Raw genomic sequence first — 12,295 nt, 5'->3', positions numbered from 1 at the left:
TTGGGGAGGAAATAGCATGAAACGTGGAGAGGTAGTGAAAAACCTTTACCGCATCGGTGAAATGTCTGATCAAGAAGTTAACGTAAACGCTGCATGGATTAGGAAGGTTGCTCATTGCGGTGCAAGCTTGCTAAGACAACAGCCTAGAATGGTTAAAGAACAGGCAAGAAAAATTACAAAGTCTTTAGCACGGGAGAAAAGATGAAAAATTCCTTTGTACAAAGAGCTAAAGAATCTATGATTTTCGCCATGGATAATGTTGATATGTTGAATCTCTTAGCAGTATTGATTGGCCCAAAAGCTACACCGGAATGCACAGGGAGGCTGGCTAGTTATGGAGCAAAAGAGCTATCTACCCTCTCTCTTCAGGAATTGATGGCTGTAGGAGAAATCCCTCAATCATCCGCTGAGAGAATTATGGCTGCCTTTGCACTAGCTAAGAGATTTCAGCGTATTCCATGCGAAAAAGTTAAACTCCTTTCTCCATCTGCTATTGCCAATTACATGATGGATGAACTGCGATACCTTGATCAAGAACACTTTGTCTGCCTCTATACCAATACCCAACTTGAGGTAATCGGGAAGAGCACAGTGTTTATTGGTACTTTAGATAGTTCAATTGTTCATCCACGAGAAATATTTAAAGAGGCTGTCCGTAGAAGTGCAGCATATATCGTTTGCGTTCATAACCATCCTTCTGGTAATGAAGCACCTTCTTCGATAGACAAAGAGATAACCAATTACCTTAAAAAAGCTGGAGACATAATGGATATACCATTACTGGACCATGTGATTATTGGTGATGGACGTTACTACAGCTTTAAAGAAGATCGTCAATTATAAGATTGGAGAGATTTATATGAAAAATGAAGCGCTATTAAATCAATTTAAAATGGACATGGATTCTACGTTTTCAGATGATGATTTCTTTACATTCATTTCTCAAGACGATGCCCAGAAACATGCTGTTCATATGGACGATAAATATTTCAAGTCACTTCTCACAATGAGATCCATATATGAATACAAGCTTCATGAAAGCAGACAAGCCCTTACTGAAGGGTATAATGCTGGCGCATCTATAGATGATTTTTGTCAGAGAGACTATCCAGTGGAGCATCAATTTAATTTAATGAATCAAAACATCATGAATAATTCTGCTGCGATGCTTAAGATATACGATCAAGAAATCGAAAAGTATGTACATGACCCTTCGCACGAGTAAGCATGATTAAGGACTAAATGTTTATGGCCACTAGCTCAAGTTGCCGGTGCCGGGTAGGGAGAGAAAATGGAGAACAGTATATTGCCTGCGTGGTTTGCTTTAATATTGGATCAATCCACTAATATACAAATGGGTAACCAAACGCTGCCTACATTTGAAAACAAAGATTTCTGCCTTGATGCAAGTATGGTTATTCAACCAGATTGTTTAGAATGCGAAAGCCAGCGTGTATCCTTGCTTGGCACCTTTTGTTTCCATGACTTCGGGTTATATCTCTTTGTGAAATGTCGACAGTGCGGCCATGTTAGTGATTGCGGAGATAGCCATTTCTTTGAGTATTATCACATGGAAAATGGCATGATTGTCCACAGACCCATTGTTTAAAACACTATAAACGAAAGGGGGAAGCCCTCGCTTATACTGCGGGGGCTTCCCTGTATATAGGCCGGGCAACTTCATGGAAGAACTAAAACTCATTGACTGCTTTGAATGTCAAATAACCTTTTGTATTCCAATAGAAGACCATCTCTGCCCAGAATGCAAAACGCATCGAGTAAAAGTGCGAATGGACAATATTTTGTATCCAGAAGGCTATGTAAACTGGGATGCCTTTGAAAAACACGAAGGCATCTGTTACATAAGCCGACACCATCAACCATTTACCTACCAGCAAATGATCTTGTTGGCAATGGGAGATCGGGAGAAAGTTGAACGGATGCTTGTGCTTGGGGATGTCTCCGGTGTGAGCCTTTTTACCCTTCTCCATGAAATCCAAAATACTAAATACGATCGAGCTATTTAGGAGGGAATATCATGGGAAAATCAAGTTTGCCAGACATTGATTTCCACGAAAAATTCACACAATTGCTTGAGCAAGTCCCTTATGATCTCTATCTAGCTTGCCAAAAATTATACGTGGATGGTTTCGGTGTTTTTGGAACCGATGGGACAAGTAAAAAGATCATCCGGTCTCTAGCGAAACATGAGATACCGTTTACGCGTCTAAGAATCTCTCACCTTCAGGAGAGGGTTACAATAGCAGAGTAATTTTCTGGGGGGATACTCACCTAGTAAACGGAAAAGAGTGCTAAAGCACTCTCTTATTTATACTCAGCTCTTGTGAAAAAGGTTATTATACAAGTGGAGGGGTTTTATGTCAGATAATAGAAATTTTGAGCAGGATCTTGCTGATCTAATCAAAAGTACAGATCCTTTCCTTGAAAAATTACAGACAGCATATGATGCAGCAAGAGGGGTTTCCCCTTGGGGAGCGTTGTTCAAAGGTCCTATCTTAGAATTTAAAACAATATTTGGTTTTCTAAAAACGAAGAAATTTGAGATTCTTCCAGTGATGACAACAGGACCACTGGCAGCTGCGATGACTTGGTTTGGGTGGAATAGCGAATTGTTGATCAATAAACTTGGAAACCTTGTCGGCGTTCAAAACATCAACTATGCGTTACTACTCATCATCCTTATCGCCTGGTATCTCTTTACAACAGCTTTTCACTTCTTTGTAATGGCAAATCCGGACAGCTCGCATTTTCATATTGGGGTTTATCAAATTCTCCGAAAAGCTGAGTATCGAGCGTTTGATCCATTCCTGCAAAATAATCGAAGTCGCTTTTCCTTTAAAGGCTTTCAAAACCTGTTTTTAAGTAAAGGTGGTTATGCAGAATTATATTACGCCCGCATAGAATGGGATAAAACAAAAACGGAGTACGAGAGGCTCTTAGATGAATTTGATATTGGATTACGTCATCTGGTAAAAGAGAACGAAAAGTTATTAGATCAAAAGCATAAAGTAAGTCTTTATCTTCTAGGTCTTCTTAGTAAAGCAAAAACAAATGTCGAAAGGTTCACAAATAACCGGTTTGGAAGAAATGACCTAGATTTCTTTTGCCCCTACACCCTCTATAAACTGGTTGATGACGATCGATTGGAATTAATTGCGGATAGGGGAACTGGTGCGAATGCATTAGAGGAGATACGTTTGGAAGAACATACTGAATATGCAAGCGTTCAAGTATTGACTCATTCGGAACCAGTACTCTACCAAAAAATAAGTCGTAATAGAACAATTTTTTCGTACAGAATGGTTATGCCCGATCAAACGATTTGGGTGATGAATCTTCATGTAAACGACAGTGATGAAAAAGCATTAGAATTTCTGTTTGGAAATGTTATAATAGATTCACAAGAGTTGCTAGAGCTTATTAGAGCCTATTGCTGGCTTTTGAAGACGCATGTAATTGACGGTGGACATGATTCCGACAGTCACAACGGTCTAACAAACACGGGCACAACTGGGAGGGATATGTAATGAAGGACAAACAAGCAGCGTTGAAAGAAATTCGTCAAGCGATCTCTGAAATTGCGATTACGAATGATAACAGCGTTGGTCCGGTTAACATTTATCGCCCTCGTTCTCTTCGAGAAGGAATGGCTGAAGAGAAGTCCATGATTGAAGAACAAAACCGTGAACGAATTGAGCGTTTGCGTAGTTTAAGAAATAGTCTCGTAAAAAGCTAAGACAGGGCTCAGTCCCTGTCTTTTTTATTGCTTAATTTTCTTCTTGCTTCTATAAGTCTTTGCAGCAGTTCGTTGTTTGCCTTTTCAATACTCTTCCTTTCCCTCTCCATTCGTTGCTGAACTGACTCAGGTCGATAAACTCTAGGAGCTGAGTACAAATCAATTACCTTTTTGCTCTCCTTTTTCATCCTATCCCCTTCCGTTTCTATTCCCTTTTTAGTCTTAGATTCGCCGAAATCTATTAAGCCTATACCTATAACAAGAGCCCGAACTCATCTAAGCCCCAAAAAATTCATGAATTCAGTAAATTGTTTGACTAGTACATGTTTTATGTACTAAAATCAATAATACATAGTTTAATGACACCGTGTGGTTTGGAAGGTACTAGTCATATGTAAAACAGGGGGATAACTCCATGATTTTAATTAGCATCGCTGGGCTTCAGGTGGAGGTACTCGATTTCGATAACCTTGGTCGTATGAAATTTCATCCAGACTATCACGATAACCACGGCAAACGATTTGATGAAGAGGAACTTTGTTACCTTGCCAAGTTTTATAAACACGATGGGCGTAGAGCGATGTCGATGGCACTTGGTCGACCGGAGCTAACTGTTCAAAAAAAGTACCTGGAACTACAGAAGGCAGGCAGACTTCCTTACTACAAAAATTTGGACTATTACGTTTGACGGAGTATCCAGAAAGGAGTGCTGAAAGTGCCGTATGCAAAGGAAATCTTCGTCGATAATTTCGCGGGCGGCGGCGGGGCCAGTAATGGAGTCGAGCTGGCAACTGGTCGAAGCGTAGACATTGCAATCAATCATGACCCAGCTGCAATTGCAATGCACACAGCTAATCATCCTGAAACAGAACATTACCAGGAATCAGTTTGGAATGTAGACCCCCGCAAAGCGACAAAAGGGAGGCCAGTTGCGTTGTGTTGGCAAAGCCCAGATTGTACCCACCATAGCAAAGCAAGTGGAGGAAAACCAAAGGACAAAAATATTCGGGGATTAGCGTGGAATCTCGTGCGTTGGGGTGGGACAGTTAGACCCCGTGTTCAGATCATGGAGAATGTTGAAGAGTTCAGAGGCTGGGGACCACTTGTTGCAAAGAGGGACAAGAAAACTGGAAGAGTTATAAAGCTTGACGGAACAGTGGCAGAACCTGGAGAGGTAGTCAAGCTGAAAGATCAGTGGTTGGTAGCTGATCCGAAGAGAAAAGGGAAAACCTTCCGAGCATTTGTTCGGTCCCTGCGTGAGCAAGGTTATCAGGTCGAATGGAGAGAAATACGAGCTTGCGATTATGGTGCGCCCACAATTCGGAAAAGGTTCTTCTTGATAGCAAGATGCGATGGTAAGCCGATTGTCTGGCCGAAACCTTCACATGGTGATCCAAAGAGCTTGGAGGTACAGGCTGGTAGATTAAAGCCGTGGCGGACGGCAGCGGAAATTATTGATTGGTCGATTCCATGCCCTAGCATTTTCGATTCTGCCGAGCAAATTAAGAAAAAGTACGGTATTAGAGTGAAACGACCTCTTGCTGAGAAAACATTACGTCGGATCGCAAAAGGCATACAACGTTATGTAATTGAGTCCAACGATCCTTTTGTGATCAGCGACAAGGCAGCCTTTATTACTGAACATGCTAACGGTAGCAGTCAACGAAATATGTCGGTAGGAGACCCCCTTCGTACGATCTGTGCGGAAGTGAAAGGCGGACATTTCGCACTAGTTACCGCATTCTTGGCTCAATATCATAGCGAAACTGCTAATCATGAAGTACGCGGGCAAACAATTGATAAGCCAATAATGACCTTAGATACATCTAATCGGTACGCTTTGGTCACTAGCAATCTACTGATTTTACGAAAAAACATGTTCGGACAAGAGGTAACAGAACCAATTCCAGCACTTACAGCTGGCGGTGGTCACGTTGGTGAGGTAAGGGCGTTCTTGATGAAATATTATGGCTCAGATGTAGGGCAAAGTTGTACGGACCCTCTGCATACAGTCACAACGAAGGATCGCTTTGGTCTTGTAACTGTACATGGTGAAGATTATCAAATCGTTGATATCGGGATGCGAATGCTGGAACCACATGAGTTATTTGCGGCCCAAGGATTTCCACCTGAGTACATCATTGATCAGGATGCTATGGGAAACAAACAAAACAAAAAAGAACAGGTTGCACGGTGTGGCAATGCAGTCCCACCGCCATTCGCGGAAGCATTGGTCAGGGCGAACTTGCCAGAGCATTGTACCGGATCAGGAAACGCCGCAGCATTCGAGCGCTACAAGCAGCCTATCGGACAAATGGCTCTGACGGTTTAGGACACACAATGTTCAAAATGACAAATAGGAGGGATATGAAATGAAAATAGCTATTAATCGATGCTATGGGGGATTTTGTTTATCAAATAAAGGGTTTTTGGAACTCATCAAGCGTGGATGGAGAGTAACAGTTTATAATGACGATTTTGAACCAGTTGACCCTACCGCAGAATTAATTGATAAATCAGGTGATGAGAGGTTTCGACCAATGCTTGATCATAGTCATTACAACTTTACTGCTGATCGAAGTAATAAAGAGCTTCGAACTCATCCTGATATATTAGCAGTGATTGAAGAGCTAGGACCTAACGCAAACACCTTAACATCTAAATTGAGGATCGTTGAGGTACCTGATGACGTGGATTGGATCATTACCGACCATGACGGGTTCGAACAGGTAGAAGAAGTCCATCGGATATGGAGCTAGTTATTTTACAAATTGCTCACGGAGATGAGGAGTGAACGAAATGCCAGTACCTTTGTCGTATGTCAAAGAGAGAAGGAACATGCCTTTTCTCAAAAGAGGAATGCGGGTTCAAGTAGATGGGCTGATGGGAGTTGTCACAGCTGGCAACCGCAGCGGAAACATTAATGTCCGTTTTGATGGGAAGAAGCATTCCGAGAATGTACATCCTTGGTGGCGGACCAAATATTTTGATAAGGACGGAATACTGATCAAGGAATACGGCGATTAAACAAAATGTGTATTATATTAACTTGTCACGAAACACCTGTCATCCTTACAGGCTGTAGGGGTTACATATAGTGTACCAACATGATAGCCGGATTGACACGGAGCCTCTACGAGCGTGATTTGAGCGCAAACCGGGTAATCCCAGTAATGGATTCGCCTGGCACATTAGCCTATCACGCTCGCCTCTCCGTGTAAATCCTGTCGGTACACGATATTCGAACGTTGATGGAAGTGTATTTAGGTAATTTCAATCTAATATGTACTGTGATAACCAAAATAAATGGAGAGGGATGAACACATGAATAAGAACGAGGGGAAGACGATAATGATAGACGAAGCTCATCTTACCTTTCCACATATTACAAAAGAGTCAAAAGGTAATGAAACTGTAAAAAACATTAGAAAAGGCGACACCATTTCTTTTGAGAAAGATGGGATTTTACAAAGGGGTACAGTTTATGCTGTTTCAAGGGCTTGGGAGGAATTTTACAATGTTCATTCAGAGTTAGGTAAGGCCGTTCTTGTATTCAAAAAGGATTTGCGTTAGCAAGCTAACACTGTAGTTCTCGTGGTTCCAGGTGTGCCCACGGGTGTGAACCCGACGGGATGCAGAATGCTCAATAAGTAAAAGTAGCTTGGAGGGATTTGAAAAGATGATCGACTTTGAACAAGTGAAAAATGCAACATCGGATGAATTTGCTGATTTCGTAAAGGAAACGCTGCGTGAGTGGCAAGTCGATAATTACAATTGGAGATTAGATACAGCTTGGGTAGGTGAAGTGTTTCTGCATGTATTGGTGGATAAAGAAGAGTTAGAATACTCCACGACTACACAGTTGATGCAATTCGTTTACCGTTCTGGAATGTATGAGTTTCAAAACGTCAATTCTTGTGCGCTTAAATGGCTAAAAGAGAATCTATAGTTTTACATACTGTGTACTGTGATGAACGGCGAAGGGGTGAGGCTATGACTCGTATGAGTAGGCAGGATCTACTTAATGGATTAGCCCAGAACTACCTGATTGAGAAAGAGAAGAACAAAATCTGGAACAGAGAGAACAGCTCTTCCTACTCTATCGCTCAGGGACAATTGACAGGAGCTTGTATGGCTCTGAACCTTGATTTTGAGGAATCGGACCGAACAGTGACCATTTTCACTAGAGATAGAAAAAGGGTCGTTACGAAAATGGAGATTTAATATTTTTTGTTACTGTGTACCTGGTACACATTGCTCGATAAAGAAAACTAGGAGGAAATAGTTATATATGAATATTAAGGTAGGGTGTCCACAATGCAAAGAAATTTTGGAATTCAATGTAGAGAACAAAGGTATTTTTGGATGGCCCAAGCATTGTGGTCTAGCAATGATTCAAGTTGAACCCATAATAACGGTAATTGATCCTAAGGGAGAGTACAAATCATTTTGAGAATAGCAACGGGCTGATCGACACGGTATTCATGTTAACGAGGAAAGGGGGGAACGACTATGTTTTTTAAGAAAAACAGATATGTGCCAGTGATAAGTACACAGATGAAGTGGGATCAACGTAAGTATGTGATTGATTTTCTCATGCAAAAAAAAAGGCTTCTTTATGACGAAGTAATAACGGCTGAAGGTGTGCTTGCTAAAGAACAGATGAAGCGTTTTGAATTCACGAAGAACACTCTTGTTATTCACGAGGAAAATAGAATTTCACAAAGTTCTTTCTCTATGGCCGAGCAAATTGATCAGATGCTGGATAAAGTGATACATTTCGGTTTGGTAGATGAAGATTTGCCGGAATTAAACAAGTTGCTTGACAAGAAACAGTACAAGATGAGAATTGCGTGGTGGCGACTTCCATAACTGAACAAACTGCTCATTTTGAGAAGAAAGGACGAGTTGATGAATATCTGCTAGACAAGTCATGGGAATAAGATATAGAAATGCTTCTGAAAGAGGGCATTTAACAATAGCAAGGGGTTGCCAATATGCTACAGGAACACCAACGGAAAATCGAACGACTAGTTGGAATGGATCGAGAAGCAATCAGAGCCCGACGGATTCAAGCTATTGTAGAAGGAGTAAGAAACGGTCAGTTGTCCATTAAAGACGTGACATCATACACTAACATCACCACAGATCAGTTGGCGGAACTGATAAAACATAATTATGAATAGGCTGCCTACATGGATAGGAAATAAATAAAACCCGTCTCTAAAATAGTGACGGGTTTGCTATTTCTTTGATACATTCAGGTACATCATTACGTGGACTTCCCACCATTGTAGAAACTGGGTAAGCACGCATCAGGTTTGAATCAAACGGAACAAGAAGAGATTGCAACAAATCTGCATCGTTCTGCTCACGGTTAAGCCAAATAGCTTCATCTTCTTGGTGGGGTCTGTCAAGATTTTTGTGTAAACTCAATCAACCGATTTATGAAAAGGTTTCATCCCCCTAATTAGGACATCTTTTTCGAAGCCAACAGGGTCAAGGGCGTAAGGCGAAGCGAACCCTTGACACGTGGGTGTAGAAAAAGACAATCCCTTCGGGGATGAAGCCTTTCTTTTACTTGTTAACGGATGTGTTGCCGTACGCGATCCTCAAAGAAAACAGATAGCTGCATGAGAATCTGTCCCCAATTGTGGACCCTTCCCGTCCATTTTCGTAAGACATCCATGGTTACGAGATATAACATCTTTAGAAGGGCATCGTCTGTCGGAAATATAGCTTTTCCCTTCGTTACTTTTCGAAGTTGACGATGGTAACTTTCAATAACATTAGTTGTATAGATCAGCTTTCGAATCTCTGGAGGATATTTAAAGAAGGTCGCAATCTCCTCCCAGTTGGAACGCCAGGAGCGTACCATTAAGGGATATTTACTCCCCCAAGTTTGCTCAAACTGATCGAGTTCTTCCAGTGCAGCTTGCTCCGTTGGAGCCTTGTAAATAGGCTTTAATTCAGCTGTCACTCTCTTTAAATCCTTATAGGAAACATATTTAATAGAGTTACGTATTTGATGGATGACACACTTCTGAATCTCTGTCTTTGGATAACATGCTGAAATGGCCTCCGTAAAGCCTCGGAGGTTATCGACGCTAGTAATGAGAATATCCTGGACTCCACGGTTTTTCAGTTCATTGAGTACATGTAGCCAGAATTTAGCTGATTCATTCTCGCCAACCCAGATACCAAGGACATCTTTATGACCGTCAAGGTCAATGCCAATGACCATATAGGCAGCCTTGTTGACGATAGCCCCGTCCTGTTTTACTTTAAAGTGAATAGCGTCTAAGAAAACAACAGCATATACCGATTGCAAGGGGCGATTTTGCCACTCTTTAATCAGTGGAACGATTTTGTTCGTGACATTAGAAATGAGTGTTGGTGAGACTTCGATGCCGTAGAGCTGCTGTAGATGATCTTGAATATCACGTGTGGATACGCCTTTTGCATACAGCGCGAGGATTTGATCTTCGATCCCTGTTACATTGGACTGATGCTTCTTTACAATGGCAGGCTCAAATTCTCCCTCACGGTCACGAGGAATGTGAATATCGACTTCGCCATACTCGGAGCGAACCGTTTTTTTGCTATAACCGTTGCGGCTATTGGTTGTTCGCTTGTTTTTCATGTCATGCTTGGCATATCCAAGTGAGGACTCCAGCTCAGCTTCGAGCATTTCTTGGATCGTTTCAGCAAACAAATCCTTCAAGGCTGACTGAACGTCGTCCACAGACTTCATGTTTTTCTCCTTGATCCACTGCTTGATCTGCTCTTTTGACATCATAAAAATCTCCCAACCTTTCTAAGACTAATTGTAGTTTAGAGATTGAGAGTTTACACAGAATATTTTACAGACTCTCTTGGTGTAAGATAACTGGCATACGATCATGTATATCAGCAACTACATCGTTTGGCTTAGTTGTGACGATCGTACAAGTATGCAGCTTATCTCCAGATGGGCTTGTCCATGTATCAAACAGACCAGCAAATGCGAACGGCTCGCCTGTCTTCATCACGATACGCATGGGTCGTCTTCCCTTGCCAATCTTCTGCCATTCGTAAAAACCGTCTGCTAAAATGATACAACGCTTTCGTGCAAAAAGATTTTTAAAGGCTGGCTTTTCTGTCAGCGTCTCAGCGCGGGCATTTATAATTTTGTTACCAATTTTCTCGTCCCTTGCCCAGGATGGCACCAATCCCCATCTTAATTGTCCAAGACGGCGCTGCCCATGATCGGAAATGACAGCTGCAACCATCTGGCTCGGGGCAATATTGTACCTTGATGGCCAATCAAAAGGAATAACTTCGATTTGAAACCGTTCACTCCATTTCTCCAAATTTGTCATTAATGTAAATCGTCCGCACATCCTATCACCTCTTAACATCATCATAGCCTATTGAACATACTGTCAACCAGATCTCTATGCGGACAAATCAAAATCAACAAACACTGGGGATCGCAGCATACCACTCTTTGTCCAGTTTCGAAACTTCACAGTTGCCTTAATAGCTGGTTGCAAGAAAACGAAGTTACGATCCTCACCAGTAATAATCGTTTTGGAGACGCTATAAAATGCCTTTTTACATTTCGGCGGCACCCCTAATTCGATAGTACCAACTGAACGCATCTTTCCCTTTTCCTCTATTGAGGCCAGCCACCCGAATCCCTCTTTTTTATAGCCACTCAGGAATACTTTGGCATACTGATAGTTGATTACCTTCACCCAATCAGCTGATCGTTTTCCTACGTAAATACTGTCTTTCTTTTTGCTTACGCATCCTTCTCCATTTCTATTCTTAATAGAATCAAAGAGGGTAATGCCATCAGCTTCTACAAAGGGCGTTTTAGTGATGTGCATTGTATCAGGAATAACAGAAAGCAGTATCTCTTTTCTAGCCATCAAAGGCAAATTCCTTAAGTCTTGACCTTTATAGTAAAGAATATCGAAAACGACGAAGAACACCGGTAGGCGTTGCATTGCTGCAACGATTTTCTTTGGTGTTTTTGTTTGAAAGCGACTGCTGATCAATTCAAAATCTATGGCCCCAGTTTCTGGATTAATGCAGACAATCTCACCATCCAATATGACATCTCCATCAACTGGCAAATCGTGAATTTCCGGATATCGTCCTGTTATCTCATTATGGTGCCTGGTGTAATATTTCAACTCTCCATTAATCCGACTATAAATCAAGCGATGGCCATCTGCCTTCGGCTCCCAAATAACATTAGTATCGTAATAAGGCTGCTCTTTTTGTTGAAGTAGCATGGGTTCTATAAACATTTTCTTCACCACTACCCATTTTATCAACTGATTTATCAAATTTGTGAGGGAACATATGGTATCAACACGAGCCATCTTATATTCAGATTAAGAACAACAAAAAACACCAATTATGGAATGAATAATTAATGTCCACAATTCATGTTGTTGATTCTAAAGTTCTTTTGTATAATATGGATATATTTTAAGTCCTTATTGGTACACCGTTCATTCTGCAATAGAAGGTGAAAAAAGATCA

20 protein-coding genes are annotated in these 12,295 nt (G+C 41.4%); 15 read left to right on the top strand and 5 right to left on the bottom strand.

The features are described 5' to 3' along the window. Nucleotides 1-16: 16 nt before the first annotated feature. The 7 genes from ACM6JA_RS23380 (at nucleotide 17) to ACM6JA_RS23350 (ending at nucleotide 3,757) form a co-directional block, all read left to right on the top strand. On the top strand, nucleotides 17-205 hold the full coding sequence (locus ACM6JA_RS23380; RefSeq protein WP_414854291.1) for a hypothetical protein: 189 nt from the start codon (nucleotides 17-19) through the stop codon (nucleotides 203-205). Next, nucleotides 202-843, top strand: a complete 642-nt coding sequence (gene radC, locus ACM6JA_RS23375; protein WP_414854290.1) for a RadC family protein — start codon at nucleotides 202-204, stop codon at nucleotides 841-843. Before ACM6JA_RS23380 ends, radC begins: the two co-directional genes overlap by 4 nt. A 16-nt stretch (nucleotides 844-859) precedes the next feature. Continuing rightward, nucleotides 860-1,225 (top strand): hypothetical protein, encoded by a 366-nt coding sequence (locus tag ACM6JA_RS23370; RefSeq protein ID WP_414854289.1) that lies wholly within the window; start codon nucleotides 860-862, stop codon nucleotides 1,223-1,225. Nucleotides 1,226-1,790: 565 nt separating this feature from the next. Next, the gene (locus tag ACM6JA_RS23365) at nucleotides 1,791-2,027 is read left to right on the top strand and encodes a hypothetical protein (protein WP_414854288.1); all 237 of its coding nucleotides are present in this window, start codon (nucleotides 1,791-1,793) and stop codon (nucleotides 2,025-2,027) included. A gap of 11 nt (nucleotides 2,028-2,038) precedes the next feature. Then, nucleotides 2,039-2,272, top strand: coding sequence for a hypothetical protein (locus ACM6JA_RS23360; protein ID WP_414854287.1), 234 nt, complete (start codon nucleotides 2,039-2,041; stop codon nucleotides 2,270-2,272). Nucleotides 2,273-2,378: 106 nt separating this feature from the next. Beyond that, on the top strand, nucleotides 2,379-3,548 hold the full coding sequence (locus ACM6JA_RS23355) for a hypothetical protein (protein ID WP_414854286.1): 1,170 nt from the start codon (nucleotides 2,379-2,381) through the stop codon (nucleotides 3,546-3,548). Beyond that, a complete protein-coding gene (locus tag ACM6JA_RS23350) occupies nucleotides 3,548-3,757 on the top strand; it encodes a hypothetical protein (protein WP_414854285.1) in 210 nt (69 codons plus the stop codon). The genes ACM6JA_RS23355 and ACM6JA_RS23350 overlap by 1 nt, the downstream gene beginning before the upstream one ends. 8 nt (nucleotides 3,758-3,765) lie before the next feature. Here the strand turns inward: ACM6JA_RS23350 and ACM6JA_RS23345 are convergent, their stop codons facing one another. Further along, nucleotides 3,766-3,945 (bottom strand): hypothetical protein, encoded by a 180-nt coding sequence (locus tag ACM6JA_RS23345; RefSeq protein ID WP_414854284.1) that lies wholly within the window; start codon nucleotides 3,943-3,945, stop codon nucleotides 3,766-3,768. A gap of 227 nt (nucleotides 3,946-4,172) precedes the next feature. On the opposite strand from ACM6JA_RS23345, the gene ACM6JA_RS23340 reads away from it, so the two are divergent. From ACM6JA_RS23340 to ACM6JA_RS23305, 8 genes are all read left to right on the top strand, one after another. Beyond that, nucleotides 4,173-4,445, top strand: coding sequence for a DNA-entry nuclease (locus ACM6JA_RS23340; RefSeq protein ID WP_414854283.1), 273 nt, complete (start codon nucleotides 4,173-4,175; stop codon nucleotides 4,443-4,445). A gap of 27 nt (nucleotides 4,446-4,472) precedes the next feature. Continuing rightward, nucleotides 4,473-6,089, top strand: coding sequence for a DNA cytosine methyltransferase (locus ACM6JA_RS23335; protein WP_414854282.1), 1,617 nt, complete (start codon nucleotides 4,473-4,475; stop codon nucleotides 6,087-6,089). Nucleotides 6,090-6,129: 40 nt separating this feature from the next. Then, nucleotides 6,130-6,516: a hypothetical protein gene (locus tag ACM6JA_RS23330; protein ID WP_414854281.1), complete on the top strand. Its 387-nt coding sequence runs from the start codon at nucleotides 6,130-6,132 to the stop codon at nucleotides 6,514-6,516. Nucleotides 6,517-6,556: 40 nt separating this feature from the next. Continuing rightward, nucleotides 6,557-6,784, top strand: a complete 228-nt coding sequence (locus ACM6JA_RS23325) for a hypothetical protein (RefSeq protein WP_414854280.1) — start codon at nucleotides 6,557-6,559, stop codon at nucleotides 6,782-6,784. Between the two features lie 297 nt (nucleotides 6,785-7,081). Further along, nucleotides 7,082-7,330: a hypothetical protein gene (locus tag ACM6JA_RS23320; protein WP_414854279.1), complete on the top strand. Its 249-nt coding sequence runs from the start codon at nucleotides 7,082-7,084 to the stop codon at nucleotides 7,328-7,330. A 106-nt stretch (nucleotides 7,331-7,436) separates the two neighbouring features. Continuing rightward, complete coding sequence (locus tag ACM6JA_RS23315) at nucleotides 7,437-7,706, top strand: hypothetical protein (protein WP_414854278.1); 270 nt, start codon at nucleotides 7,437-7,439, stop codon at nucleotides 7,704-7,706. A gap of 44 nt (nucleotides 7,707-7,750) precedes the next feature. Continuing rightward, the gene (locus tag ACM6JA_RS23310) at nucleotides 7,751-7,981 is read left to right on the top strand and encodes a hypothetical protein (RefSeq protein ID WP_414854277.1); all 231 of its coding nucleotides are present in this window, start codon (nucleotides 7,751-7,753) and stop codon (nucleotides 7,979-7,981) included. 288 nt (nucleotides 7,982-8,269) lie between these two features. Continuing rightward, on the top strand, nucleotides 8,270-8,629 hold the full coding sequence (locus ACM6JA_RS23305) for a hypothetical protein (protein ID WP_414854276.1): 360 nt from the start codon (nucleotides 8,270-8,272) through the stop codon (nucleotides 8,627-8,629). A gap of 351 nt (nucleotides 8,630-8,980) precedes the next feature. On the opposite strand, the gene ACM6JA_RS23300 is transcribed toward ACM6JA_RS23305, so the two are convergent. The 4 genes from ACM6JA_RS23300 to ACM6JA_RS23285 form a co-directional block, all read right to left on the bottom strand. Further along, complete coding sequence (locus ACM6JA_RS23300) at nucleotides 8,981-9,193, bottom strand: hypothetical protein (RefSeq protein ID WP_414854275.1); 213 nt, start codon at nucleotides 9,191-9,193, stop codon at nucleotides 8,981-8,983. 148 nt (nucleotides 9,194-9,341) lie between these two features. Then, nucleotides 9,342-10,556 (bottom strand): IS256 family transposase, encoded by a 1,215-nt coding sequence (locus tag ACM6JA_RS23295; RefSeq protein WP_414854274.1) that lies wholly within the window; start codon nucleotides 10,554-10,556, stop codon nucleotides 9,342-9,344. A gap of 64 nt (nucleotides 10,557-10,620) precedes the next feature. Continuing rightward, a complete protein-coding gene (locus ACM6JA_RS23290; protein WP_414854273.1) occupies nucleotides 10,621-11,139 on the bottom strand; it encodes an SOS response-associated peptidase in 519 nt (172 codons plus the stop codon). A gap of 54 nt (nucleotides 11,140-11,193) precedes the next feature. Then, nucleotides 11,194-12,057, bottom strand: coding sequence for an ATP-dependent DNA ligase (locus ACM6JA_RS23285; RefSeq protein ID WP_414854326.1), 864 nt, complete (start codon nucleotides 12,055-12,057; stop codon nucleotides 11,194-11,196). Nucleotides 12,058-12,295 lie beyond the last annotated feature (238 nt).

Source organism: Brevibacillus sp. IT-7CA2, from assembly GCF_949767855.1.
GTDB lineage: Bacteria > Bacillota > Bacilli > Brevibacillales > Brevibacillaceae > Brevibacillus.
Note: the sequence above shows the minus strand (reverse complement) of the source record. Positions and strands in the feature narration are given on the sequence as shown.